General features: G+C 69.3%; 27 protein-coding genes. 6 read left to right on the top strand and 21 right to left on the bottom strand.

Annotation, left to right across the window (positions count from 1 at the left end):
- Positions 1-33: 33 nt before the first annotated feature.
- The 3 genes from ACZ66S_RS05095 to ACZ66S_RS05105 form a co-directional block, all read right to left on the bottom strand.
- On the bottom strand, positions 34-357 hold the full coding sequence (locus ACZ66S_RS05095; RefSeq protein ID WP_020136551.1) for an STAS domain-containing protein: 324 nt from the start codon (positions 355-357) through the stop codon (positions 34-36).
- 170 nt (positions 358-527) lie between these two features.
- Positions 528-1,376 carry a 3-hydroxyacyl-CoA dehydrogenase family protein gene (locus ACZ66S_RS05100; RefSeq protein WP_037721477.1) on the bottom strand — a complete coding sequence of 283 codons (849 nt, stop codon included), beginning with the start codon at positions 1,374-1,376 and terminating at the stop codon, positions 528-530.
- Between the two features lie 137 nt (positions 1,377-1,513).
- Positions 1,514-2,155 (bottom strand): TetR/AcrR family transcriptional regulator, encoded by a 642-nt coding sequence (locus ACZ66S_RS05105; RefSeq protein ID WP_469899765.1) that lies wholly within the window; start codon positions 2,153-2,155, stop codon positions 1,514-1,516.
- Between the two features lie 81 nt (positions 2,156-2,236).
- On the opposite strand from ACZ66S_RS05105, the gene ACZ66S_RS05110 reads away from it, so the two are divergent.
- The 3 genes from ACZ66S_RS05110 to ACZ66S_RS05120 are packed head-to-tail and all read left to right on the top strand — an operon-like array spanning position 2,237 to position 4,379.
- Positions 2,237-3,022 carry an ABC transporter ATP-binding protein gene (locus ACZ66S_RS05110; RefSeq protein WP_469899767.1) on the top strand — a complete coding sequence of 262 codons (786 nt, stop codon included), beginning with the start codon at positions 2,237-2,239 and terminating at the stop codon, positions 3,020-3,022.
- Positions 3,023-3,043: 21 nt separating this feature from the next.
- Entirely contained in the window at positions 3,044-3,793 is a 750-nt protein-coding gene (locus ACZ66S_RS05115; protein WP_469899769.1) for an ABC transporter permease, read from the top strand.
- Between the two features lie 13 nt (positions 3,794-3,806).
- The gene (locus ACZ66S_RS05120; RefSeq protein ID WP_469899771.1) at positions 3,807-4,379 is read left to right on the top strand and encodes a cob(I)yrinic acid a,c-diamide adenosyltransferase; all 573 of its coding nucleotides are present in this window, start codon (positions 3,807-3,809) and stop codon (positions 4,377-4,379) included.
- Here the strand turns inward: ACZ66S_RS05120 and ACZ66S_RS05125 are convergent.
- The gene (locus ACZ66S_RS05125; protein ID WP_469899772.1) at positions 4,376-4,906 is read right to left on the bottom strand and encodes a hypothetical protein; all 531 of its coding nucleotides are present in this window, start codon (positions 4,904-4,906) and stop codon (positions 4,376-4,378) included. The genes ACZ66S_RS05120 and ACZ66S_RS05125 overlap by 4 nt on opposite strands.
- 152 nt (positions 4,907-5,058) lie before the next feature.
- On the opposite strand from ACZ66S_RS05125, the gene ACZ66S_RS05130 reads away from it, so the two are divergent.
- The 3 genes from ACZ66S_RS05130 to ACZ66S_RS05140 all read left to right on the top strand — a co-directional run bounded on the left by ACZ66S_RS05130 (position 5,059) and on the right by ACZ66S_RS05140 (position 8,813).
- Positions 5,059-6,228: a sensor histidine kinase gene (locus ACZ66S_RS05130; RefSeq protein WP_469899774.1), complete on the top strand. Its 1,170-nt coding sequence runs from the start codon at positions 5,059-5,061 to the stop codon at positions 6,226-6,228.
- On the top strand, positions 6,225-6,866 hold the full coding sequence (locus tag ACZ66S_RS05135; RefSeq protein ID WP_469899775.1) for a response regulator: 642 nt from the start codon (positions 6,225-6,227) through the stop codon (positions 6,864-6,866). Before ACZ66S_RS05130 ends, ACZ66S_RS05135 begins: the two co-directional genes overlap by 4 nt.
- Before the next feature lie 120 nt (positions 6,867-6,986).
- Positions 6,987-8,813 (top strand): glycosyl hydrolase family 18 protein, encoded by a 1,827-nt coding sequence (locus ACZ66S_RS05140; protein WP_469899776.1) that lies wholly within the window; start codon positions 6,987-6,989, stop codon positions 8,811-8,813.
- Positions 8,814-9,119: 306 nt separating this feature from the next.
- Here the strand turns inward: ACZ66S_RS05140 and ACZ66S_RS05145 are convergent, their stop codons facing one another.
- From ACZ66S_RS05145 to rpmE, 17 genes are all read right to left on the bottom strand, one after another.
- Positions 9,120-9,566: a DUF2550 domain-containing protein gene (locus ACZ66S_RS05145; RefSeq protein ID WP_355751279.1), complete on the bottom strand. Its 447-nt coding sequence runs from the start codon at positions 9,564-9,566 to the stop codon at positions 9,120-9,122.
- Between the two features lie 142 nt (positions 9,567-9,708).
- Positions 9,709-10,083: a F0F1 ATP synthase subunit epsilon gene (locus ACZ66S_RS05150; RefSeq protein WP_037721615.1), complete on the bottom strand. Its 375-nt coding sequence runs from the start codon at positions 10,081-10,083 to the stop codon at positions 9,709-9,711.
- A 133-nt stretch (positions 10,084-10,216) separates the two neighbouring features.
- On the bottom strand, positions 10,217-11,653 hold the full coding sequence (atpD, locus tag ACZ66S_RS05155; RefSeq protein ID WP_469899778.1) for a F0F1 ATP synthase subunit beta: 1,437 nt from the start codon (positions 11,651-11,653) through the stop codon (positions 10,217-10,219).
- Positions 11,653-12,570 carry a F0F1 ATP synthase subunit gamma gene (locus tag ACZ66S_RS05160; RefSeq protein WP_469899779.1) on the bottom strand — a complete coding sequence of 306 codons (918 nt, stop codon included), beginning with the start codon at positions 12,568-12,570 and terminating at the stop codon, positions 11,653-11,655. Before ACZ66S_RS05160 ends, atpD begins: the two co-directional genes overlap by 1 nt.
- Positions 12,571-12,591: 21 nt before the next feature.
- Positions 12,592-14,181: a F0F1 ATP synthase subunit alpha gene (gene atpA / locus ACZ66S_RS05165; RefSeq protein WP_125189021.1), complete on the bottom strand. Its 1,590-nt coding sequence runs from the start codon at positions 14,179-14,181 to the stop codon at positions 12,592-12,594.
- A gap of 125 nt (positions 14,182-14,306) precedes the next feature.
- Positions 14,307-15,122, bottom strand: a complete 816-nt coding sequence (locus tag ACZ66S_RS05170; protein WP_469900847.1) for a F0F1 ATP synthase subunit delta — start codon at positions 15,120-15,122, stop codon at positions 14,307-14,309.
- Positions 15,123-15,124: 2 nt separating this feature from the next.
- On the bottom strand, positions 15,125-15,676 hold the full coding sequence (locus ACZ66S_RS05175) for a F0F1 ATP synthase subunit B (RefSeq protein WP_469899781.1): 552 nt from the start codon (positions 15,674-15,676) through the stop codon (positions 15,125-15,127).
- A 42-nt stretch (positions 15,677-15,718) separates the two neighbouring features.
- Positions 15,719-15,949 carry an ATP synthase subunit c family protein gene (locus ACZ66S_RS05180; protein ID WP_031040683.1) on the bottom strand — a complete coding sequence of 77 codons (231 nt, stop codon included), beginning with the start codon at positions 15,947-15,949 and terminating at the stop codon, positions 15,719-15,721.
- A gap of 75 nt (positions 15,950-16,024) precedes the next feature.
- The gene (gene atpB / locus ACZ66S_RS05185; protein ID WP_469899783.1) at positions 16,025-16,849 is read right to left on the bottom strand and encodes a F0F1 ATP synthase subunit A; all 825 of its coding nucleotides are present in this window, start codon (positions 16,847-16,849) and stop codon (positions 16,025-16,027) included.
- Between the two features lie 225 nt (positions 16,850-17,074).
- The gene (locus ACZ66S_RS05190; protein ID WP_212669926.1) at positions 17,075-17,506 is read right to left on the bottom strand and encodes a hypothetical protein; all 432 of its coding nucleotides are present in this window, start codon (positions 17,504-17,506) and stop codon (positions 17,075-17,077) included.
- A 310-nt stretch (positions 17,507-17,816) separates the two neighbouring features.
- Positions 17,817-19,124: an MraY family glycosyltransferase gene (locus ACZ66S_RS05195; RefSeq protein WP_469899785.1), complete on the bottom strand. Its 1,308-nt coding sequence runs from the start codon at positions 19,122-19,124 to the stop codon at positions 17,817-17,819.
- Positions 19,125-19,253: 129 nt separating this feature from the next.
- Complete coding sequence (locus ACZ66S_RS05200; RefSeq protein ID WP_469899786.1) at positions 19,254-20,495, bottom strand: serine hydroxymethyltransferase; 1,242 nt, start codon at positions 20,493-20,495, stop codon at positions 19,254-19,256.
- A 111-nt stretch (positions 20,496-20,606) separates the two neighbouring features.
- Positions 20,607-21,278, bottom strand: a complete 672-nt coding sequence (locus ACZ66S_RS05205; RefSeq protein WP_469899788.1) for an arsenate reductase/protein-tyrosine-phosphatase family protein — start codon at positions 21,276-21,278, stop codon at positions 20,607-20,609.
- Complete coding sequence (locus ACZ66S_RS05210; RefSeq protein WP_037721443.1) at positions 21,275-21,922, bottom strand: L-threonylcarbamoyladenylate synthase; 648 nt, start codon at positions 21,920-21,922, stop codon at positions 21,275-21,277. The genes ACZ66S_RS05205 and ACZ66S_RS05210 overlap by 4 nt, the downstream gene beginning before the upstream one ends.
- Before the next feature lie 52 nt (positions 21,923-21,974).
- Entirely contained in the window at positions 21,975-22,814 is an 840-nt protein-coding gene (gene prmC, locus ACZ66S_RS05215) for a peptide chain release factor N(5)-glutamine methyltransferase (protein WP_469900848.1), read from the bottom strand.
- Positions 22,815-22,891: 77 nt separating this feature from the next.
- A complete protein-coding gene (gene prfA / locus ACZ66S_RS05220) occupies positions 22,892-23,968 on the bottom strand; it encodes a peptide chain release factor 1 (RefSeq protein ID WP_469899789.1) in 1,077 nt (358 codons plus the stop codon).
- Positions 23,969-24,071: 103 nt separating this feature from the next.
- Positions 24,072-24,290 carry a 50S ribosomal protein L31 gene (rpmE, locus tag ACZ66S_RS05225; RefSeq protein WP_007384712.1) on the bottom strand — a complete coding sequence of 73 codons (219 nt, stop codon included), beginning with the start codon at positions 24,288-24,290 and terminating at the stop codon, positions 24,072-24,074.
- Positions 24,291-24,359: the final 69 nt, after the last annotated feature.

Below are 24,359 nucleotides of genomic sequence, written 5' to 3' on the forward strand. Positions count from 1 at the left end.
CGCGGGACGCGCGTTTCACCACGACGGCCCGGGTCAGACGCGGGGCAGGGACTCCACCCCGATGCCGCCCTCGATCGCCAGGATCCGGTGCAGCCGGGTGGCGACGAGGAGGCGCTGCATCTGCGGCGGTACGTCGCGCAGCACCAGCCGGCGGCCGCAGCGGCCGGCCCTGCGGTGGGCTCCCATGATCACGCCGAGGCCGGTGGCGTCCCAGGAATCCAGCTCGGACAGGTCGAGCACCAGGTCGCCGGCTCCGTCGTCGACGGCCGAGTGCAGGACCGTACGGGCGTCCGCCGCGCTGCGGACGTCGAGGCGGCCCCCGACGACCAGCTCGGCGTGGTCGCCCCTGATGTACATATGCGCTCCCCGTGAGTGCGTGTAGTACTCCACGAATGTGATGTCCAGTGATGACACCTCTGACTGCGTAGGGCGGTCGGAGGTTGCCGTCTGTAAGCGAACCGATACCGAATTCACCCCCGCGTGTGAAACCTGAGGGGTTTGTGCGGTTACGGTGACGGAAAAAGCCGTCAGTGCTTGTAGAAGCCCTGCCCGCTCTTGCGTCCGATGTCACCGGCGTCCACCATCCGGCGCATCAGCTCCGGCGGCGCGAACTTCTCGTCCTGGGACTCGGTGTAGATGTTGCTGGTGGCGTGCAGCAGGATGTCGACGCCGGTCAGGTCCGCCGTGGCGAGCGGGCCCATGGCGTGGCCGAAGCCCAGCTTGCAGGCGAGGTCGATGTCCTCGGCGGTCGCGACGCCCGACTCGTAGAGCTTGGTCGCCTCGACGACGAGGGCGGAGATGAGACGGGTGGTCACGAACCCCGCCACGTCCCGGTTCACGACGATGCAGGTCTTGCCGACGGACTCGGCGAACTCCCGCGCGGTGGCGAGGGTTTCGTCGCTCGTCTTGTAGCCGCGGACCAGCTCGACGAGCTGCATCATGGGCACCGGCGAGAAGAAGTGCACGCCGACGACCCGCTCCGGGCGCTCGGTGGCCGCCGCGATCTTGGTGATCGGGATCGCGGAGGTGTTGGAGGCGAGCACGGCGTCCGGGCGCACGATCTTGTCGAGCGCACGGAAGATCTCGTGCTTGACCTCGAGCTTCTCGAAGACGGCCTCGACGACGACGTCGGCGTCGGCGGCCGCGTCCAGATCGGTGGTCGCGGTGATCCGGGCGAGGGCCGCGTCGGCGTCGTGCGCCTCCAGCTTGCCCTTGCTCACGAACTTGTCGTACGAAGCCTTGATGCCGTCGGTGCCGCGCTTCAACGCCTCGTCGGTGACGTCCCGCAGGACGACGTCCCAGCCCGCCTGGGCGGAGACCTGGGCGATGCCGGAACCCATCAAGCCGGCGCCGATGACGGCAAGCTTCCGTGCCACTGTTGCGACTCCCCTTTGAAACGCCTTACGCCCTGTTTACGTTGCCTCTGCGGCGGACACTAGCGCTCGTGAAGGGCTGTGTGACCGGTTAGTAACGCGCGTCACGTCTCATCTGACGGACATCACACCGGTAGCTGTCACGAGTGGTCTCGTACGGCGTAGTTGAGCACCTTATCGCTCAACAACTCCTCCATGCGGTCGAGAAGCACAAGCGTCTCTCGTGACACTTCGTCCGGTTCGCGCCCCGCGACCATCTCGCGTCCGATGGAGCCCATGACCGTGTGGTGCAGCCAGTTGATCTGACCGGCGATCAGGGCGGGCAGCGGGTCGCCGGGCGCGGCGCCGGCCTCCTCGCGCAGGGTCTCCTCCAGGTTCTCCTGCACCTCCTGCTGGATGCTCCACAGCCGGGAGCGCAGCGCGGGCGCGTCCTGGATGACCCGCATGAAGCGGTCGTAGCCCTTCAGCAGGCCGACCCGCGGCGAGACCGCCTCGACCTCGTCGCGCAGTTCCCGCAGGACGGCCGCGGCCGCCGACTCCCCCGCGTCGCGTCCGCGCACCCAGCGCGAGAGCCGGTCGACGACCCCCTTGCTGCGGTCGAGGAAGAGGTCCTCCTTGGCCGGGAAGTAGTTGTAGACGGTGTTGACGGAGACGTTCGCGGCGTCGGCGATCTCGGCGACGGTCACCGCGTCGAACCCGCGCTCGACGAACAGGGCCGTGGCGACGTCCGAGATGTACTGCCGGGTCTGCCGCTTCTTCCGCTCCCTGAGCCCCTCTGCCATGTCGGCATCGTAGACGTCCCTGGACCTTCTTGATTTTTGGAGTCATTGCAAAATTTCAGGGACTCTGTTTTTCTGGACGGCATGACAGCAGTCATCAGCGCGGCCGGACTGGCCCGCACCTTCCGTACCAAGCACGGGCCCGTCGAGGCCGTCCGCGGCGTCGACCTCACCGTCCACGCGGGCGAGATCCTCGGCTTCCTCGGCCCGAACGGCGCCGGCAAGACCACCACGCTCCGGATGCTCACGACCCTTCTGGCCCCCACCGGCGGGACCGCCGCCGTCGCCGGCCACGACCTCGCGACCGACGCCGCGGGGGTGCGGCGGGCGTGCGGGTACGTGGCCCAGTCGAGCGGCACCGATCCGCAGATCTCCGTGCGGGAGGAACTGGTCACCCAGGGCCGCTTCTACCGCCTGACCGCGGCACGGGCCGCCGCCCGCGCCGTCGAGCTGGCCCGCGACCTGGGCCTCACCGAACTGCTCGACCGCAGGTGCGGCACGCTCTCGGGCGGTCAGCGCCGCCGCCTCGACATCGCGATGGCGCTCACGCACCGACCCGCGGTGCTGTTCCTCGACGAACCCACGACTGGGCTCGACCCCGGCAGCCGCGCCGACCTGTGGGACCTGATCCGCCGGCTGCGCGACGAGCACGGTACGACCGTCTTCCTGACCACCCACTACCTCGACGAGGCCGACGCCCTCGCCGACCGCCTCGTGATCGTCGACATGGGCGTGGTGGTCGCCGAGGGCACCCCGAGCGCCCTGAAGCTGGAGCACGCGGGCTCGATCGACGCCCCGCTCCAGGACACGTTCCTCGCGATCACGGGCCGGGGTCCGACCCCGGCCGACGCCGCCCCCGTAGCCGTATAGGAAAGGCCGTACAGGAAAGCCATGCTTCTTCACGACACCGCGATCGTCTACGGCCGTTATCTGCGTCAGTCCCTGCGCTCACGCTTCGCGCTGCTGTTCGGCGTCCTGATGCCGCTGCTGTACCTGGTGTTCTTCGGTCCGCTGCTCACCGGGCTCCCGCTCGGCGGGCAGGGCAGTTCCTGGCAGGTGCTGGTGCCGGGGCTGCTGCTCCAACTCGGCCTGTTCGGCGCGCTGTTCGCGGGCTTCATGATCATCCTGGAGAAGGGCCAGGGCATCCTGGAGCGGATGCGGGTCACGCCCGTCAGCCGGCTCGCCCTGCTGCTGGGCCGGGTGCTGCGGGACGCCACGGTCTTCGTCTTCCAGGCGGTGCTGCTGGTGCTGGCCGCGGTCGCGATGGGACTGCGGGCCCCACTGGCCGGCGTCCTGATCGGCTTCGGGTTCGTCGCCCTGCTGACCGTCTCGCTGGCCTCGCTGTCGTACGCGCTGGCGATGAAGGTCCGCACACCGCAGGAGTTCGGTCCGCTGGTCAACGCGGTCAGCATGCCCTCCATGCTGCTGTCCGGCCTGATGCTCCCGATGACCCTGGGACCGGCCTGGCTGGACGTCCTCTCGCACTTCATGCCGTTCCGCTATCTGGTGGACGCCATGCGGGACGCGTACGTCGGCTCGTACACCACGGACCACATGCTGTACGGCGTCCTGGTCGCCGTCGGTTTCGCGGTACTGGCGGTGACGGTCGGCACACGCGTGTTCCGCACGGCCGGGGCGTAATTACGCTGGCCCCATGGTCAATCTGACGCGCATCTACACCAGGACCGGCGACCAGGGCACCACCGCCCTCGGCGACATGAGCCGGGTCACCAAGACCGATCTGCGGATCTCCGCCTACGCGGACGCCAACGAGGCGAACGCCGTGATCGGCACCGCGATCGCGCTGGGCGGGCTGGAGGAGGAGGTCGTCAAGGTCCTCACCCGCGTCCAGAACGACCTGTTCGACGTCGGCGCCGACCTCTCCACGCCCGTGGTGGAGAACCCGCAGTTCCCGCCCCTGCGGGTCGAGCAGTTCTACGTCGACAAGCTGGAGGCGGACTGCGACCGCTTCAACGAGCGACTGGAGAAGCTCCGCTCCTTCATCCTCCCCGGCGGCACCCCGGGCGCGGCCCTGCTCCACCAGGCCTGCACGGTCGTACGCCGGGCCGAGCGCTCGACGTGGGCGGCGCTGGAGGTCCACGGCGAGCACATGAACCCGCTCACCGCGACCTACCTGAACCGCCTCTCGGACCTGCTGTTCATCCTGGCCCGTACGGCCAACAAGGATGTGGGCGACGTCCTGTGGGTGCCTGGCGGGGAGCGCTAGCGCTCGCGTTTCGGGAACAGCGTGTAGCTGCCGGCGATGACCAGGTTGATGCCGATCAGCCACAGCATGCGCTGCTGCCAGGCGCGCAGCGAGTCGGTCCGGCCGTCGCCGACGTACCAGACCGCGGCCTGGAGCAGGGCCGCGGCGACCACGGCTGCGAGGATCCAGCGGCCCGCGACCTTCCACTCGTGGACGGCGCGGGCCGTGCCGTACTTCGGCGGCCGCACCGGTGGCGGGCCGCCCGCGAACCGGTGGGCGACCCGGGCGTCCGCCCACTTGATCGTGGAGTGGCCGAGGCCCACGGTGAAGCCGATGTAGACGGCGGCCAGGCCGTGCCTCCAGTCCGGCTCGGCACCGTTCCTCAGGTCGATCGCGGTCACCGCGAACAGCACGAGTTCCAGCAGCGGCTCGCACAGCAGCAGGGCGAGTCCCACCCGTGGCATCCGCAGCCCGTAGCGGAAGGCCAGTCCGGCCGCGAGCAGCACCCAGAAGGCCACCTCACAGGCGATGATCAGTCCGACGACCACGACACGCTCCCTCCGCTCACCCTTCCAGGCTCCCGGCGCTCCCGGCCCCTTTCGTCGTCGGCGGTGAGGAAACCGCCGTACATCGAAAGATGCAGTCCAGGACCGTCCCCGGGGATCAGGCGCGGGGCTCGGACACCGTGTTGGATGGGGCCATGGCCCTCCCCCGCCCGCACCGCTTCGACGTGTACATCGCGGTCGGCGGGCTGCTCGGCGGGCTGCTGCTGGTGGCCATCGGTCTGAGCACCCGGCCCGCCGACGACCCGATCACGCTTTTCGACGGCCCATGGCCGGTCCTCGTGCCGCTCACCGTGCTGTCCGGCTGCGAGCTGCTGCGCCGGGCGGCTCCCCGCACGGCCCTGCTGACCGGCACCTTCGCGGTCTGCGCCGACGTCCTGACCCAGGGCAACCTCTCCACCCTCCTGATGTTCACCGACGTCGTCTACGCGGCCGTGCTGTACGGTCCGCTCGCCTCGGCCCGGCGCATCCAGTGGATCACCGGGCTGTTGACCGTGGCCGCGACGCTGGTGCCGTTCGCGGTGTGGCGGGTGCCGGAGGCGCTGCTGATCGGCGTGGTCGTCGGAGTCGTGGCCTACGCGCCCGCCTCCACCGGCTGGATCGTGCGCAACCACCGGGACGCCGCCGAGGCCGCCAGGCTGCGCGCCGAACAGACCGCGCTGCTCGCCGAGATGGACCGTGCCCAGGCGGTCACCGCCGAACGCGCCCGGATGGCAAGGGAGTTGCACGACATGGTGGCCAACCACCTGTCGGCGATCGCCATCCACTCCACGGCCGCGCTCTCCATCGACGAACCGGCCACCTCCCGGGAGGCGCTGTCCGTCATCCGGGAGAACAGCGTGGCGGGCCTCGCCGAGATGCGGCGGTTGATCGGCATCCTGCGCGACGCCGCCGGGGACGGCGAGCCCGTCGCCGCGCCCACCCTCGACGGGCTCGCTGCGCTGGTCGACGGCGCCCGCGCCAACGGCCTCGACGTACGCCTCGACGCCGGCCGGTCCGGCAAGGTGCCCGCGCCGGTCGAGCTCGCCGCGTACCGCATCGTCCAGGAGTCCCTGACCAACGCCCTCAAGCACGCCTGCCCCGGCCGGGTCACGGTCGCCCTCGACCGCCGCGACGGCCTCCTCGACGTACGGGTGACCAGCCCCTACGGCCATCGGGACGGCCCTCGGGCGCCCGGTTCCGGTGCCGGACTGACCGGCATGCGGGAGCGGGCCGCGCTGCTCGGCGGCACGTTCCGGGCCGGACCGGTGGGTGCGCTGTGGACCGTGCACGCCACGCTGCCCGTGTCGGAAGGAGAATCCGAATGATCCGCGTCCTCGTCGCCGAGGACCAGTCCGCCGTGCGCGCCGGGCTCGTCCTCATCCTGCGCAGCTCGCCCGGCATCGAGGTGGTCGGTGAGGCGGCGGACGGTGAGCAGGCGGTGTCGCTGGCCCGGGAGTTGCGCCCGGACCTGGTGCTCATGGACGTGCAGATGCCGCGGCTCGACGGAGTGTCGGCGACCCGGCAGGTCGTCGGCGAGGGGCTCGCGGACGTCCTCGTGCTGACCACCTTCGACCTCGACGAGTACGTGTTCGGGGCGCTGCGGGCCGGCGCCGCCGGTTTCCTGCTGAAGAACACGGAGGCGAAGGACCTGATCACGGCCGTGCACACGGTGGCCCGGGGCGAGGGCATCGTCGCCCCGGCCGTCACCCGGCGGCTGATCGCCGAGTTCGCGGCCGGGCCGGTGCGCGGTACGGGCGCCGACCCGGCCGTCCTCGACGTCCTCACCCGCCGGGAGCGCGAGGTGCTCTCCTGCCTCGGGGAGGGGCTGTCCAACGCCGACATCGCGGGCCGCCTCGACATGGCGGAGGCGACGGTGAAAACGCACGTCAGCCGGCTGCTGGGGAAGCTGGAGCTGCGCAGCCGGGTGCAAGCGGCGGTTCTCGCGCAGGAGTTGGGGGTTTAGAAGGAGTCCGCCCACGAGAGTGGTCCAGACCTATTGACCCGTGGTCCAGACCTTTCTATTCTCGCGGCACCGTGGGTGTGAAGGCTCAGTCACGCCCCCAACTCCCCTAGGAGGCGCACGATGCGCTTCAGACACAGAGCCGCGGCAGGATTCGCGACGCTGTTGCTCCCCTTCGCCGGCCTGGTCGGTCTCGCGAGCCCCGCCCAGGCCGCGACCTCCGCCACCGCGACCTACGCCAAGACCCAGGACTGGGGCAGCGGCTTCGAAGGCAAGTGGACGGTGAAGAACACCGGCACCACCAGCCTCAGTTCATGGACCGTCGAGTGGGACTTCCCCTCCGGCACCTCCGTCAGCTCCGCCTGGGACGCCGACGTCACCTCGTCCGGCACCCACTGGACCGCCAAGAACAAGTCCTGGAACGGCACCCTCGCCCCCGGCGCCACCGTCTCCTTCGGCTTCAACGGCGCCGGCACCGGCTCCCCCGCCAACTGCAAGCTCAACGGCGGCAGTTGTGACGGAGGCTCGGTCCCGGGCGACGCGGCACCGTCCGCCCCCGGCACCCCCACCGCCTCCGACGTCACCAACACCTCGGTGAAACTGGCCTGGAGCGCCGCCACCGACGACAAGGGCGTCAAGAACTACGACGTGCTGCGCGACGGCGCCAAGGTGGCGACCGTGACGACGACGTCGTACACGGACACCGGCCTCACCGCCGGCACCTCCTACTCGTACACCGTGCAGGCCCGTGACACCGCCGACCAGACCGGTCCGGCCAGCGGCGCCGTCGCGGTCAAGACCACCGGCGGCACCACCGACCCGCCGCCCACCACCGGCGACAAGGTCAAGCTCGGCTACTTCACCGAGTGGGGCGTCTACGGCCGCAACTACCACGTCAAGAACCTGGTGACCTCGGGCTCCGCCTCGAAGATCACCCACATCAACTACGCGTTCGGCAACGTCAAGAACGGTCAGTGCACCGTCGACGACACCTACGCCGCCTACGACAAGGCCTACACCGCCGACCAGTCCGTCAGCGGCGCCGCCGACACCTGGGACCAGCCGCTGCGCGGCAACTTCAACCAACTGCGCGAGCTGAAGGCCAAGTACCCGCACATCAAGGTGCTCTACTCCTTCGGCGGCTGGACCTACTCCGGTGGCTTCGGCCAGGCCGCGCAGAATCCGGCCGCCTTCGCGAAGTCCTGCAAGGCGGTCGTGGAGGACCCCCGCTGGGCCGATGTCTTCGACGGCATCGACATCGACTGGGAGTACCCCAACGCCTGCGGTCTGACCTGTGACACCTCCGGTGCCGCCGCCTTCAAGAACGTGATGTCCGCGCTGCGCACCGAGTTCGGCTCGAACTACCTGGTCACCGCGGCCATCACGGCCGACGGCTCCAACGGCGGCAAGATCGACGCGGCCGACTACGGCGGCGCCTCCCAGTACCTCAACTGGTACAACGTGATGACGTACGACTACTTCGGCGCCTTCAACGCGCAGGGCCCGACCGCCCCGCACTCGCCGCTGACCTCGTACGCCGGCATCCCGCAGGCGGGCTTCAACTCGGCCGACGCGATCGCCAAGCTGAAGTCGAAGGGCGTGGCCTCGAACAAGCTGCTGCTCGGCATCGGCTTCTACGGCCGCGGCTGGACCGGCGTCACCCAGGCCGCCCCCGGCGGCACGGCGACCGGCGCGGCACCCGGCACCTACGAGGCGGGCATCGAGGACTACAAGATCCTCAAGACGTCCTGCCCGGCCACCGGCACCGTCGCGGGCACGGCGTACGCCTACTGCGGCAACAACTGGTGGTCCTACGACACTCCCGCCACGATCGCCGGGAAGATGACCTGGGCCAAGAACCAGGGCCTGGGCGGCGCGTTCTTCTGGGAGTTCAGCGGCGACACGAGCAACGGCGAGCTGGTGAGCGCCATCAACAGCGGCCTGAGCTGAACCACGAACCACTGAGGGCGCGCGGCCTGTGCCGCGCGCCTTCGGCGTACTCCCCCCAGGGCCGTTCGGCCCTCACCGAGGGACCATCGGCGGCCGAGAGACAGCTCCCGAACGGGAACAATCGCTATCTCGACCGCAAGCGGAATGACTCATTCGGGGGGAAGAATGAAACGCAGGTCAACCAACAGGCGACAGTCCGGCAGGCCGTCGGCCAGGCCCAGGACGGCCTATGTGGGCATGTTCGCCGGGACGACGGTCGCGGCACTCCTGGCCGCCTGGCCCGTCACGGTCACCGTGACCCTCGGCTCAGGCCACGTTGACACGCTGACCGGGGGGAGCTGCCTCCAGCCAGGCCAGGAACCCGGTCAGCGCGTCCTCGCTCATGGCGAGCTCGAGACGCGTGCCGCGGTGCAGACAGGTCAGGATCACGGCGTCGGAGAGAAGGGCCATCTCCTCCTCCCCGTCGGGGAGTCGGCGGCCGGCGACCTCGATCGCGGCCCGCTCCAGGACGCGGCGCGGGCGATACGCGTAGGAGAAGACGCGGTACCACTCGACGCGGTCGCCGTTGTAGCGGGCCACGCCGTAGCTCCAGCCCTTGCCGCTGGTGTCGGTCTTCTCCGGCACGTCCCAGCGCAGGGAACAGTCGAAGGTGCCACCGGAGCGCTGGATGAGTCTGCGCCGCAGACCGAAGACGAACAGCCCCAGTACCACCAGGGCCACGACGATTCCGCACACAGTCAGAGCGAGGACCATCGGCACCGACCTCCTCGTCTCCTAGGTACCTTCAATAGGTAACGGAACGGAAAAAACATCCAGATCTGCCTCAGCCGCGACCGGCTCCGGATCGCTCCGGTGCCGGCCGCGGCTGAGTGACGTCATACGGCTCCGCGCTGGTTCAGCGCGAAGTCGCCGCGCGCAGTCGTACGTCCGCGCGACGCTCGGCGGCGGCGTCGCCCTCCGCCTTCGCGCGCTCCAGCTCCCGCTCCGCGCGCTGGACGTCGATCTCGTCCGACAGCTCGGCGATCTCGGCCAGCAGCGACAGCTTGTTGTCCGCGAACGAGATGAAACCGCCGTGCACCGCGGCGACGACCGTCCCGCCGTCGCTCGTACGGATGGTCACCGGGCCCGACTCCAGCACACCGAGCAGCGGCTGGTGACCGGGCATGACGCCGATGTCGCCGGACGTGGTGCGCGCGACGACCAGGGTGGCCTCGCCGGACCAGACCTCTCGGTCGGCCGCGACCAGCGCGACGTGCAGCTCAGCAGCCAAGGTGGCTCCTCGGGTCACCACCCGGCGGGTCTGCCGGGTGTTGGTTACAAGTCTAGTGGGCGTGAAAGAGGGGGCGGGACGTGCCCCGCCCCCTCAGGTGTGAACCACAGGGTTCACTTCGAACTCAGGGCGTTCAGGAGACGCCGAGCTCCTTGGCGTTGGCCTTGAGGTCCTCCAGGCCACCGCACATGAAGAACGCCTGCTCCGGGAAGTGGTCGAACTCGCCGTCACAGATCGCGTTGAACGCGGTGATCGACTCGTCCAGCGGCACGTCCGAACCGTCGACGCCGGTGAACTGCTTGGCGACGTGGGTGTTCTGCGACAGGAAGCGCTCGACGCGGCGGGCACGCTGGACGACCAGCTTGTCCTCCTCGCTGAGCTCGTCGATGCCGAGGATCGCGATGATGTCCTGGAGGTCCTTGTACTTCTGGAGGATCCCCTTGACGCGCATGGCGGTCTCGTAGTGGTCCTGCGCGATGTAGCGCGGGTCCAGGATGCGGGACGTGGAGTCCAGCGGGTCCACGGCCGGGTAGATGCCCTTCTCGGAGATCGGACGGGAGAGCACCGTCGTCGCGTCGAGGTGGGCGAAGGTGGTGGCCGGGGCCGGGTCGGTCAGGTCGTCCGCGGGGACGTAGATCGCCTGCATCGAGGTGATCGAGTGACCACGGGTCGAGGTGATGCGCTCCTGGAGGAGACCCATCTCGTCGGCCAGGTTCGGCTGGTAGCCCACCGCGGAGGGCATACGGCCGAGCAGGGTCGACACCTCGGAACCGGCCTGCGTGAAGCGGAAGATGTTGTCGATGAAGAACAGCACGTCCTGCTTCTGCACATCGCGGAAGTACTCCGCCATGGTCAGACCGGCGAGGGCCACGCGCAGACGGGTGCCCGGGGGCTCGTCCATCTGGCCGAAGACCAGCGCGGTCTTGTCGATGACGCCGGAGTCCGACATCTCCTCGATCAGGTCGTTGCCCTCACGGGTGCGCTCACCGACACCGGCGAACACGGAGACACCGTCGTGGTTGTTGGCGACGCGGTAGATCATCTCCTGGATGAGCACCGTCTTGCCGACGCCGGCACCACCGAACAGACCGATCTTTCCACCCTTGACGTACGGGGTGAGAAGGTCGATGACCTTGACGCCGGTCTCGAACATCTCGGTCTTCGACTCGAGCTCGTCGAAGTTCGGGGCCTTGCGGTGGATGGACCAGCGCTCGCCGTCGTAGGTCTCGTCGACGTTCAGCACCTCACCGAGGGTGTTGAACACCTTGCCCTTGGTGAAGTCGCCGACCGGGACGGTGATGCCCGTGCCGGTGTCGGTGACCGCGGCCTGGCGGACCAGACCGTCGGTGGGCTGCATGGAGATGGTGCGGACCAGGCCGTCACCCAGGTGCTGGGCGACCTCCAGGGTCAGCGTCTTCTTCGCGCCGTCCTGGGCCGGGTCGGCCACCTCGACGTGAAGGGCGTTGTAAATCTCCGGCATCGCGTCGACGGGGAACTCCACGTCGACGACCGGGCCGATGACCCGGGCGACGCGGCCCGTGGCAACGGCCGTCTCAACTGTCGTCGTCATTACCTGTCACTCCCCGCGGTCGCGTCGGCCAGGGCTGCGGAGCCACCGACGATCTCGCTGATTTCCTGGGTGATTTCGGCCTGGCGGGCCGCGTTGGCAAGTCGGGAGAGCGTGGTGATGAGCTCTCCCGCGTTGTCGGTGGCCGACTTCATCGCGCGCCGCGTGGCGGCGTGCTTGGAGGCGGCCGACTGGAGCAGCGCGTTGTAGATACGGCTCTCCACGTACCGCGGCAGCAGGGCGTCGAGGACGTCCTCCGCCGAGGGCTCGAAGTCGTAGAGCGGGAGGATCTCGCCCTGCGGCTTGGCCTCCTTGGCCACCTCTTCGAGGCTGAGCGGCAGCAGACGGTCGTCGAGCGCCGTCTGCGTCATCATCGAGACGAACTCGGTGAAGACGATGTGGAGTTCGTCCACACCACCCTCGGCCGTGTCCTTCTCGATGGCCTCGATCAGCGGGCCCGCGACCTTCTTGGCGTCCGCGTACGTGGGCTCGTCCGTGAAGCCGCTCCACGACTCCGCGATCTTGCGCTCACGGAAGTTGTAGTGCGCGACACCACGGCGGCCGACGACGTAGATCTCGACCTCCTGGCCCTCGCGCTCCAGCCGCGCCGTGAGCTGCTCCGCGGCCTTGATGGCGTTGGAGTTGAAGGCGCCGGCCAGACCGCGGTCGCTCGTCAGGAGCAGCACCGCGGACCGCGTGACCGTGTCGGCCTTCGTGGTCAGCGGGTGCCTGGTGTTCGACCCGGTACCGACCGCCGTGACCGCGCGGGTGAGCTCGGTCGCGTACGGCGTGGAGGCCGCCACCTTGCGCTGCGCCTTGATGACGCGCGAGGCGGCGATCATCTCCATCGCCTTGGTGATCTTCTTGGTCGCGGTGACGGATCGGATGCGACGCTTGTAGACCCGGAGCTGGGCTCCCATGAGTCAGGTCCCTTCCTTACGTCACTTGGCCGCGGCCGGGGCGTCCTCGCCGAGAAGCTTGCCGTCCGAGGTCTCGAACTGCTTCTTGAAGTCGGCGATCGCGTCGGCAACAGCGGTGAGGGTGTCGTCCGACATCTTGCCGCCCTCCTTGATGGAGGTCATGAGGCCCTGCTCCTTGCGGTGCAGGTACTCCAGGAGCTCCTTCTCGAAGCGGCGGATGTCGTTGACCGGCACGTCGTCCATCTTGCCGGTGGTGCCGGCCCAGACGGAGACGACCTGGTCCTCGGTCGCCATCGGCTGGTACTGGGCCTGCTTCAGCAGCTCGACCATGCGCTGGCCCCGCTCGAGCTGCGCCTTCGACGCGGCGTCCAGGTCGGAACCGAAGGCGGCGAACGCCTCCAGCTCACGGAACTGGGCGAGGTCCACGCGCAGTCGGCCGGAGACCTGCTTCATCGCCTTGTGCTGCGCGGAACCACCGACTCGGGAGACGGAGATACCGACGTTCAGCGCGGGGCGCTGACCGGCGTTGAACAGGTCCGACTCCAGGAAGCACTGGCCGTCGGTGATGGAGATGACGTTGGTCGGGATGAACGCCGAGACGTCGTTGGCCTTGGTCTCGACGATCGGCAGACCGGTCATCGAGCCGGCACCCATCTCGTCGGAGAGCTTGGCGCAGCGCTCCAGGAGACGCGAGTGCAGGTAGAAGACGTCACCCGGGTAGGCCTCACGCCCCGGCGGGCGGCGCAGCAGCAGGGACACGGCGCGGTAGGCGTCGGCCTGCTTCGAGAGGTCGTCGAAGATGATGAGGACGTGCTTGCCCTCGTACATCCACTGCTGGCCGATGGCCGAACCGGTGTACGGCGCCAGGTACTTGAAGCCGGCCGGGTCGGACGCCGGGGCGGCGACGATGGTCGTGTACTCCAGCGCGCCGGCCTCTTCGAGGGCGCCACGCACGGAGGCGATGGTCGAGCCCTTCTGGCCGATGGCGACGTAGACGCAGCGGACCTGCTTCTTCGGGTCGCCGGAGCGCCAGTTGTCACGCTGGTTGATGATCGTGTCGACGGCCAGGGCGGTCTTGCCGGTCTGACGGTCACCGATGATGAGCTGGCGCTGGCCACGGCCGATCGGGGTCATGGCGTCGACGGCCTTGTAGCCGGTCTCCATCGGCTCGTGCACCGACTTACGGGCCATGACGCCCGGAGCCTGCAGCTCGAGGGCGCGGCGACCGCTGGTCTCGATCTCGCCGAGGCCGTCGATGGGGTTGCCGAGCGGGTCGACGACGCGGCCGAGGTAGCCCTCGCCGACGGCCACGGAGAGGACCTCACCGGTACGGGAGACCGGCTGACCCTCCTCGATGCCGCTGAACTCACCGAGGACGATGGCGCCGATCTCGCGCTCTTCCAGGTTGAGCGCGAGGCCGAGGGTGCCGTCCTCGAACTTCAGCAGTTCGTTGGCCATGGCCGAGGGCAGACCCTCGACCTTCGCGATGCCGTCGCCGGCAAGGGTGACCGTACCGACCTCCTCGCGCGAGGCCGCGTCCGGCTTGTACGACTGGACGAAGTTCTCCAGCGCGTCCCGGATCTCCTCCGGCCGGATCGTGAGCTCCGCCATCTGGGTTCCCTGCTCTCCTTGTTGGGCCCGAAGTTTCACTTTGGGGGTCTGGGGGCGACCCCCAGGATTCTTCATGTACGGCCCAACCAGGGCCGTCGTCCGTACGTACTGCTATGAAGTTGCTGCTAGCCCGCCAGGCGGCGGCCGGCGTCCTCGATGCGGTCCGCGACGGCGCCGTTGATGACCTCGTCACCGACCTGCACCCGGATCCCGCCGAGGACCTCGGGGTCCACGTCGAGGTTGAGGTGCATCGGGCGGCCGTAGAGCTTCGCCAGGGCACCGCCCAGACGCTGCTTCTGCGGGTCGCTCAGCGGAACCGCCGAGGTGACGACGGCCACCATGCGGTCCCGGCGCTCGGCGGCGAGCTTGGACAGGGACTCCAGTCCCGCCTCCAGGCTACGTCCCCGGGGCGCGGCCACAAGGCGCGTCACCAGACGCTCGGTCGTCGACTCGGCACGGCCGCCGAGCAGGCTGCGCAGCAGCTCGCCCTTGGCCGCCGCCGTCGCGGCGCGGTTCGTCAGCGCGGCGCGCAGCTCGGTGTTCGAGGAGACGATCCGGCCGAACCGGAACAGCTCGTCCTCGACGTTGTCGAGCTTGCCCCGCCGCTGGGCGGCGGTGAGGTCGGCGAGGTTCGCCAGCTCCTCCAGCGCGTCCACCAGGTCGCGCGACTGCGACCAGCGGGAGCGCACCATCCCGGCCACCAGGTCCGCGGCCGCGCCACCGACCTGCGTGCCGATCAGGCGCTGGGCCAGGTCGGCCTTGGCCTCGCCGGCCTGCGCCGGGTCGGTCAGGACCCGACGCAGCGACACCTCGCGGTCGAGCAGCGCGGTGACGGCGGCCAGCTCGTCGGCGAGCGAGCCGGCGTCCACGGACGTGTTGTCCGTCAGTGCGTCGAGACGCTCGCGTGCGGCTGCCAGGGCCTCGCGGCTCGCTCCGTGCATAGTCATCGGGCCGCCTCAGCCGTCTCCTCGAGGTCGTCGAGGAAGCGGTCGATCACGCGGCTCTGCCGGGCGTGGTCCTCGAGGGACTCACCGACGAGCTTGCCGGCCAGGTCGGTGGCGAGCTTGCCGACGTCCTGGCGAAGCGCGGCGGACGCGGCCTTGCGGTCTGCCTCGATCTGCGCGTGACCGGCGGCGACGATCTCCTCGCGCTGCCGCTGGCCTTCCGCGCGCATCTCGGCGATGAGCGTGGCGCCCTGCTCCTGAGCCTCCTGGCGCAGGCGCGCGGCCTCGTGGCGGGCCTCGGCGAGCTGTGCCTTGTACTGCTCAAGGACGCTCTGGGCCTCGGTCTGCGCGGCCTCGGCCTTCTCGATACCGCCCTCGATGGCCTCGCGACGCTCTTCCAGAACCTTGTTGATGGTCGGGAGGAGCTTCTTGGCGAGGAAGCCGAAGACGATGACGAAGGCGATCAGGCCGATGACGAGCTCCGGCCACGGCGGAATGAGGGGATTCTCCTTCTCCGCCTCGGCCGCAAGCTGAACCAGTGCGTGGTTCACATCAGTGCCTTTCGTCGAATGGGGCTGTCGTCGTGGTTCGTCTTAGTAGACGAACGGCATGACGAGGCCGATGAGGGCCAGCGCCTCACAGAACGCGAAGCCGAGGATCTGGTTACCGCGGATGAGGCCGGCCGCCTCGGGCTGGCGGGCGAGGGCCTGGGTGCCGTTGCCGAAGATGATGCCGACGCCGACGCCCGGGCCGATCGCGGCGAGGCCGTAACCGATGGAGCCGAGGTTGCCTTCGACCGCAGCGAGGGTCTGGAGAGCGGACATGCCGGTTCTTCCTTCTCTTTCAGTGACCGGTGGGGGTTGGCCACCGGATGTCTCTGGGGTGTGGCGGGACGGTGCTCAGTGGTGCTCGGCGAGCGCGCCCTGGATGTAGGTGCAGGTCAGGAGGACGAAGACGTACGCCTGGACCGCCTGGATGAAGAGCTCGAAGGCCGTCATCACGATGACCATCACGAACGAGACGCCGGAGTAGGCGATGCCGATGCCGTTCAGCATGTACCAGCTAGCGATCGTGAAGAGGAGCAGCAGGGTGTGGCCGGCGAACATGTTCGCGAACAGTCGCACCGCGTGCGTGAAGGGGCGCACCAGCAGGTTCGAGAAGAACTCGATGACCATGGCGAGCGGGAGCACGGCGCCGAGCGACTTGTCGTAGCCCGTCACGTTCTTGAAGAACCCGACGAAGCCGTGCCGCTTGAACGTCAGCGAGACCCAGGTGATGTAGACGACCGCGGCCAGGACGGCCGGGTAGGCGATGATCGACGTCACCGGGAAGGAGGCGACCGGGATGATCGACCACAGGTTCAGCATCCAGATGAAGAAGAACAGCGAGACGGCGAGCGGTACGTACTTCTCGCCCTCCTTCTTGCCGATCGTCTCGTAGACGACGCCGCGGCGGACGAAGTCGTAGCCGGCCTCGGCGATCATCTGGAGCTTGCCGGGGACGACCTTCGGGCGGGCGAAGGCGGCCCAGAAGAAGCCCACGATGATGACCGAGCCGAGCAGGGCCAGCAGCATCGGCTTGTTGAAGTAGAGGCCGTTGCCGTCCGCGTCGCCCCACAGGGGCTCGAACATGAACGAGTGCAGGCCCGGAGCCGGGAAGCCACACCCGTCGAACAGGTGACAGCTCGTGTCGAAAGCGAGCGTCTGCGTCGGGTCAGCACTCACCGCGGGCTCCTTCGTCGTGGCGCATAGGTACGGCAACCTCGTTGTGTCGGCGCGGCGGTAGGCCGCAGTTCGGCACGGGACTGGTGTAACGGATGTGGGGGCGGCCGGGGGGCATCGAGCCTCGCGTTCGAGCAGGCGTCAGCTCGGATGCCCGCGCCCGCGATGCCGCAGTTGGCACCGGACGATAGCAGGGTCTCTCAGTCGCATTTATCCCGGCCCTACCTCTCACGACGAGTGCCCGGTTTTTTCGGGCTTGGTGCCCGAATCGGGTTCGACGTAGAGGATCTTGGACTTCATGTGGGCGCGTGTCTGTGCGGCGATCCAGGTGAGGGTGCCGACGACGAGCGTGAGAGCGAAAGCCTTGGGGTGGAACAGCGTGGTGTTCTTGAACACCGCGACGAAGACGAACAGCAGCAGGATCTGAGCCGTGTAGAGCATCAGGCCCATCGCCTGGAAGAGGTGCGGAAGCGATTTGGCAGTGCGCTGCAGGACGTAGAGGCCGATGCCCATGAAGAGGATCACGACCAGCGTCGCCACTCCCGCCCCGACCGCACCCTTGCCACCGGCGACCACACCACTGACGACGGCGGCGACAGCGCCGACGGCGGCCGTGGGCACGGCGGCCTGAGCCAGGATCCGGACGTCGTTGGACGGCATGGCGGCAACTCCGCTTTCAAAAGGGGGGGGGTGTGTCGTCATGGACGAGCGTAGTCCCGGGCTGAGAGTGACCCTCACGCCAAGGGACCGTCGCACTACGGTCCTTCGGCTCTGTCCCGGGTTCTCGTGAACCGTATCACAAACTATTTGATGCGGTCTTTACCTAGAAGGTGTGCCCGCTGTCACACATGAGAGTGAAGCTGCGCGTCTGTGCGGAAACGCGGCCGAGTTGTCTGGTATAAGGGCGATTTGTCGCCCCGCCGAACTCCCACGCGTTGGCAATGCTTTAGTCAGATTCTTACCTTGGGCGTCAGCGCGAGGTCTCGGCCTTACGCCTCTCCGGGACGTGCGAACGGGCGCCCAGCGCGGTCGCGCCGTTGACACCCGCCACTCCCACGGCCACCGGGGCGCGCTGTTCCACCTCCACGGGCTCCTCCACCGCGGCCCGCCTGCGACGGCGGTAGCGCGGCGGCACGAGGTGCTGGGCCCACATCGGGACGCGCGGCGTGAAGCGCGGCAGCAGGAGCAGCACCAGACCGATCGCGCTGAGGAACACGACGCCGAGCACGATCCACATGGACGCGGAGTTGACCGAGTAGGCGAGCGAGCCGAACGCGATCAGCGCCGACCAGAAGTACATGATCCACACGGCCCGGCTGTGCGAGTGCCCGATCTCCAGGAGCCGGTGGTGCAGATGCCCGCGGTCGGCGGCGAACGGCGACTGGCCGCGCCAGGTGCGGCGCACGATCGCCGAGATCAGGTCGGCGGCCGGCACCGCGATGATGGTCAGCGGCAGCAGCAGCGGGATGTAGACGGGGACCGTCTGGTGCACGGCCGCCTTCTCGGACCCGGCGAACAGCTTCAGGGCGTCCGGGTCGATCTGCCCGGTGATGGAGATCGCCCCCGCGGCCAGCACCAGCCCGATGAGCATCGAGCCCGAGTCGCCCATGAAGATCCGCGCCGGGTGCATGTTGTGCGGCAGGAAGCCCAGGCACATGCCCATCAGGATCGCCGAGAACAGCGTGGCCGGGGCGGCCGCCTCGATGCCGTACGAGTACCAGATGCGGTAGGCGTACAGGAAGAACGCCGCCGCCGCGATGCAGACCATGCCGGCCGCGAGACCGTCGAGGCCGTCGACGAAGTTGACCGCGTTGATGGTGATGACGACGAGCGCGACCGTCAGCAGGGTGCCCTGCCACTGGGTCAGCGCGACCGAGCCGACGCTGGGGATGGGCAGCCACAGGATCGTCAGACCCTGCATGACCATCACGCCCGCGGCGATCATCTGGCCGCCCAGCTTGATCAGGGCGTCGATCTCGAACTTGTCGTCCAGGACGCCGATCAGCCAGATCAGGGCCGCCCCGGAGAGCAGCGCCCGCGGTTCGTTCGACTTCTCGAAGACCTCGCTGAGGTTGGTCAGGTGGTCGGCGACCAGCAGGCCCGCGCACAGTCCGAAGAACATGGCGATACCGCCGAGCCGCGGAGTCGGTTCCCGGTGCACGTCACGGGCCCTGATCTCCGGCATCGCTCCGGCCACGATCGCGAACTTCCGTACCGGCCCTGTCAGCAGATACGTCACCGCGGCCGTGATGCAGAGCGTCAGCAGGTATTCACGCACAGGCTTCCCCACAGGTCTCGCTGGCCATCTCAGCCCCACACCCTAGCGACGCACGCATATGGTTGTGGACTTCCGGGTAGGGCCGATGGTTGCACGTGCGGCTGTGCACGCAGGTGCGGATACCCTCGCTCAGGCCGGATACGGCGGAAATCCGCCGACCAGGTCCCGCACTTCTTCACGTGCCCGGGCGCTCTCGACCTCGCCGCGCACCACCCCCGCGAGCAGGGCGGCGATCCGCGTCATCTCCTTCTCGGCCATGCCCTGGGTGGTGACCGCTGCGGTGCCCAGGCGCAGTCCGCGGGTGTCCGCGTGCGGCAGCGCACAGCAGTCGAGCACCATCCCCGCGGCCGCGAGCCGGCCCCGTGCCGTGCGGCCGTCCACGCCGAGCGGTGCCGGATCGGCCGTCACGAGGTGGGTGTCGGTGCCGCCGGTGGTGACCGCGAGACCCTCGTCGGCCAGTCCGGCCGCGAGCACCCGCGCGTTGGCGACCACCTGATGGGCATACGCGGTGAACGCCGGTGTCGCCGCCTCCCCGAACGCGACCGCCTTCGCGGCGATGGTGTGCATCTGGGCGCCGCCCTGGGTGAACGGGAAGACGGCCCGGTCGACCCGCTCGGCCAGCTCGCCCCCGCACAGGATCATTCCGCCGCGGGGGCCGCGCAGCACCTTGTGCGTGGTGGCGCAGACGACGTCGGCGTACGGCACCGGACTGGGCGCCGCTCCCCCGGCGACGAGTCCGATGGGGTGGGCGGCGTCGGCGATGAGGTACGCGCCCACCTCGTCGGCGACCTCGCGGAAGAAGGCGTAGTCGATGTGCCGGGGGTAGGCGATGGAGCCGCACACGATGGCCTTGGGGCGGTGGTTCAGGGCCAGCGTCCGCACCTGGTCGTGGTCGATGAGCCCGGTCTCGGCGTCCACGCCGTAGGGGACGAAGTCGAACCAGCGGCCGGAGAAGTTGGCGGGCGAGCCGTGGGTGAGGTGGCCGCCGTAGGGCAGGCCGAGGGCGAGGACGGTGTCGCCGGGGCGCAGCAGCGTGGCGTAGGCGGCCAGGACGGCCGAAGAGCCGGAGTGGGACTGCACGTTGGCGTGCTCGGCGCCGAAGAGGGCCGTGGCGCGGTCCACGGCGAGGCGTTCGGCCACGTCGACGATCTCGCAGCCGCCGTGGTGACGGGCGCCCGGGTAGCCCTCGGCGTACTTGTTGGCCAGTGGCGAGCCGAGCGCGGCCAGCACGGCCGGCGAGCAGAAGTTCTCGGCGGCGACGAGCTGGAGGGTCGACGACTGCCGGTCGAGCTCCCCGAGCAGGATCTCGGCCAGCTCGGGGTCCTGCCGCGCGAGGACTTCGGCGGTCTGGGGCGCATGGGTGACCGACATGGTGGACTCCGGGGCGTCGACGGTGACGTACGTCCAATGTAGGCCGGAGGCCGGTGAGAGGCTCGGTCGTTGGTGCACGCGGGTGCGCACAGCGCCCTGAAGGGGCGGCGCTCAGGCCCGCGCCGGCACCCCCGTCAGCGCCGTGACCACCGGATCCAGCGCCTCGTGTATCTCGTCGCCGATCGAGCGGAAGAAGGTCAGCGGGGCGCCGTAGGGGTCGAAGACCTCGTCGGCCTCGGCGGTCGGGGCCAGGAGCCACCCGCGTAGAGCGGCCGCCGCGCGGACCAGGGCGCGGGCGCGGACCACCAGGCCGTCCTCCAGGGGCGGCAGGGTCGCCGGGTCTATCGCCTTCACCAGCCGGGTGAACTCCTTCAGGGTGAAGGTGCGCAGGCCCGCCGAGTGGCCCATGGAGATCACCTGCTGGCGGTGGTCGCGGGTGGCGGTCAGGACCAGGTCCGCCATGATCACGTGTTCGTCCAGCAGCTCCCGTCCGGTGAAGCCGGAGGGGTCCGCGCCGAACTCGGCCAGCACGGTCTCCGCGTTGGCCTCCATGGGCGCGCCCTCGTGGCCCCAGGTCCCCGCGCTCTCCACGACCAGGCCGCCCCACAGCGGGTCGCCCAGCCGGTCCGCCAGGGCATGCCGGGTCAACCGCTCGGTGATCGGCGAGCGGCAGACGTTGCCGGTGCTGACGTGGAGGATGCGGAAGCTGTCACGCGGGAGCCCTGTGAAGGTCCGCGTCTCTTCCCCGTCCCATATGCCACGCCCCGCGTCAGGGGCCGTCAATTCGCCACCTCGAGGTCGGGTACGACCTTCCTGAGCTCGTCCGCGGAGATCGCGCCCGCGCGCAGCAGCAGGGGCACCTCGCGGGTGACGTCGACGATCGAGGAGGGGACGTTGCCGGGGGTCGGGCCGCCGTCGAGGTAGACGGAGACCGAATCGCCGAGCATCTCCTGGGCCGCGTCGCAGTTCTCCGGCGACGGGTGGCCGGTCAGGTTGGCGGAGGAGACCGCCATGGGGCCGACCTCGGTCAGCAGCTCGATGGCGACGGGGTGCAGGGGCATCCGGACGGCCACCGTGCCCCGGGTGTCGCCCAGGTCCCACTGGAGGGACGGCTGGTGCTTGGCGACGAGCGTGAGTGCGCCCGGCCAGAAGGCGTCGACGAGCTCCCAGGCCAGCTCGGAGAAGTCGGTGACGAGACCGTGGAGGGTGTTCGGGGAGCCGATCAGCACGGGGGTGGGCATGTTGCGGCCCCGGCCCTTGGCCTCCAGGAGGTCGTGGACGGCCTCGGAGGAGAACGCGTCGGCGCCGATGCCGTACACCGTGTCGGTCGGGAGGACCACGAGCTCGCCACGGCGGACGGCGGACGCGGCTTCGCGCAGACCGGTCGTGCGGTCGGTCGCGTCGTTGGTGTCGTATCGCCGTGCCATATCTAGCGGGCCTCCTCGTACACGTACTGCGGGATGGAAGTGCGGGGCGTGCTCACGGCAGCGCCTTGCGGGCCGTGGCGAACCGGGGACGGTTGTTGAGGTCGGGGTGGTCGGCCGCGTCGGCCCAGCCCCGCTCCTCGGTGAAGATCCACGGCACCTGGCCGCCCTGGGTGTCGGCGTGCTCGATGACGACGACCCCGCCGGGGCGCAGGAGCCGGTGTGCGGTGCGTTCCAGACCGCGGATGAGGTCGAGGCCGTCCTCGCCGGAGAACAGGGCGAGTTCGGGATCGTAGTCCCGCGCCTCGGGGGCGACGTACTCCCACTCGGTGAGCGGGATGTAGGGCGGGTTGGAGATGACGAGGTCGACATGGCCGTCGAGGTCGGGGAAGGCGTCGAGGGCGTTGCCCTGACGCAGGTCGACCCGCGATCCCTCGACGTTCTTGCGGGTCCACCTGAGCGCTTCCTCGGACAGCTCCACGGCGTGCACGCGGGAGCGCGGGACCTCCTGGGCGAGGGCCAGCGCGATCGCACCGGAGCCGGTGCACAGGTCGACGATGCACGGCTCGACGACGTCCATCGCGCGCACGGCGTCTATGGCCCACCCGACCACGGACTCGGTCTCGGGGCGGGGCACGAACACGCCGGGCCCCACCTGGAGTTCGAGGTACCGGAAGTAGGCGAGGCCGGTGATGTGCTGGAGCGGCTCGCGCTGCTCACGGCGCGCGATGACCTCCCAGTAGCGGGCGTCGAAGTCCGCGTCCTTCACGGTGTGCAGCTCGCCCCGCTTCACGCCGTGCACGAACGCGGCGAGCTCCTCCGCGTCGTTGCGCGGCGAGGGCACGCCGGCGTCGGCCAGCCGCTGGGTGGCCTGGGCCACCTCTGCGAGCAGCAGGCCGCGGGGGTTTGGGGGTCGTCCCCCAAATGATGGCTGCACGCAAGTCCTCCGTGTCGTACTCGGTCGTACGTGTCTTACGCGGCCGCCAGCTTCGCTGCCGAGTCCGCGTCGACACAGGCCTGGATCACCGCGTCGAGGTCGCCGTCCAGGACCTGGTCCAGGTTGTACGACTTGAAGCCGACGCGGTGGTCCGAGATGCGGTTCTCCGGGAAGTTGTACGTACGGATCTTCTCGGAGCGGTCGACGGTGCGGACCTGGCTGCGCCGGGCGTCGGCGGCATTGCGCTCCGCCTCCTCCTGCGCCGCCGCGAGCAGCCTGGAGCGCAGGATACGCAAGGCCTGCTCCTTGTTCTGCAACTGGCTCTTCTCGTTCTGGCAGGAGGCGACGACTCCGGTGGGAATGTGCGTGATGCGCACGGCGGAGTCGGTGGTGTTGACGGACTGCCCGCCGGGCCCGGAGGAGCGGTACACGTCGATGCGCAGGTCGTTCGGGTTGATCTCGACGTCGACCTCCTCCGCCTCGGGCGTGACCAGCACACCGGCCGCGGAGGTGTGGATCCGGCCCTGGGACTCCGTCGCCGGGACGCGCTGCACCCGGTGCACGCCGCCCTCGTACTTCAGACGGGCCCACACGCCCTGTCCGGGCTCGGTGGCGCCCTGGCCGCCCTTGGTCTTCACGGCGACCTGGACGTCCTTGTAGCCGCCCAGCTCGGACTCGGTGGCGTCGATGATCTCGGTCTTCCACCCGACGCGCTCGGCGTAGCGCAGGTACATGCGCAGCAGGTCGCCGGCGAACAGCGCGGACTCGTCGCCGCCCGCGCCCGCCTTGATCTCGAGGATGACGTCCTTGTCGTCGCTGGGGTCGCGCGGGACGAGGAGGAGGCGCAGCTTCTCCGTCAGGTCCTCGCGGGCCTTCTCCAGCTCCTTGACCTCGGCGGCGAACTCCGGGTCGTCGGCGCCCAGTTCGCGCGCGGTCTCGATGTCGTCGCCGGTCTGCTTCCAGGAGCGGTACGTGGCGACGATCGGGGTGAGCTCGGCGTAGCGCTTGTTCAGCTTGCGCGCGTTGGCCTGGTCGGAGTGGACCGACGGGTCGGCGAGCTTCTTCTCCAGGTCGGCGTGCTCACCGACGAGCTCCTCGACGGCCTCGAACATCTTTGGCTCCTGAACTGCGTGAAGAAAGGGGTGGGCGGGCGACCAAAAACGCCGGTCCCGGCGCACTCCGAGGAGTACGGCGTGGACCGGCGCTGGTGGCTCGCTACTTCTTGGCAGCAGCCTTGCCGAAGCGGGCCTCGAAGCGGGCCACACGGCCACCGGTGTCGAGGATCTTCTGCTTGCCCGTGTAGAACGGGTGGCACTCGGAGCAGACCTCGGCGCGGATGGTGCCGCTGGAGATCGTGCTGCGGGTGGTGAACGACGCGCCGCAGGTGCAGGAGACCTGCGTCTCGACGTACTCGGGGTGGATGTCGCGCTTCAAGGTGTCTCCTAGTTTCGGGAGGGCACCGGGTCGCCACCGCGGGCTGCGGGGGCGTGAACCGGGGCCGAC

The organism is Streptomyces sp. NPDC107471, assembly GCF_055582845.1.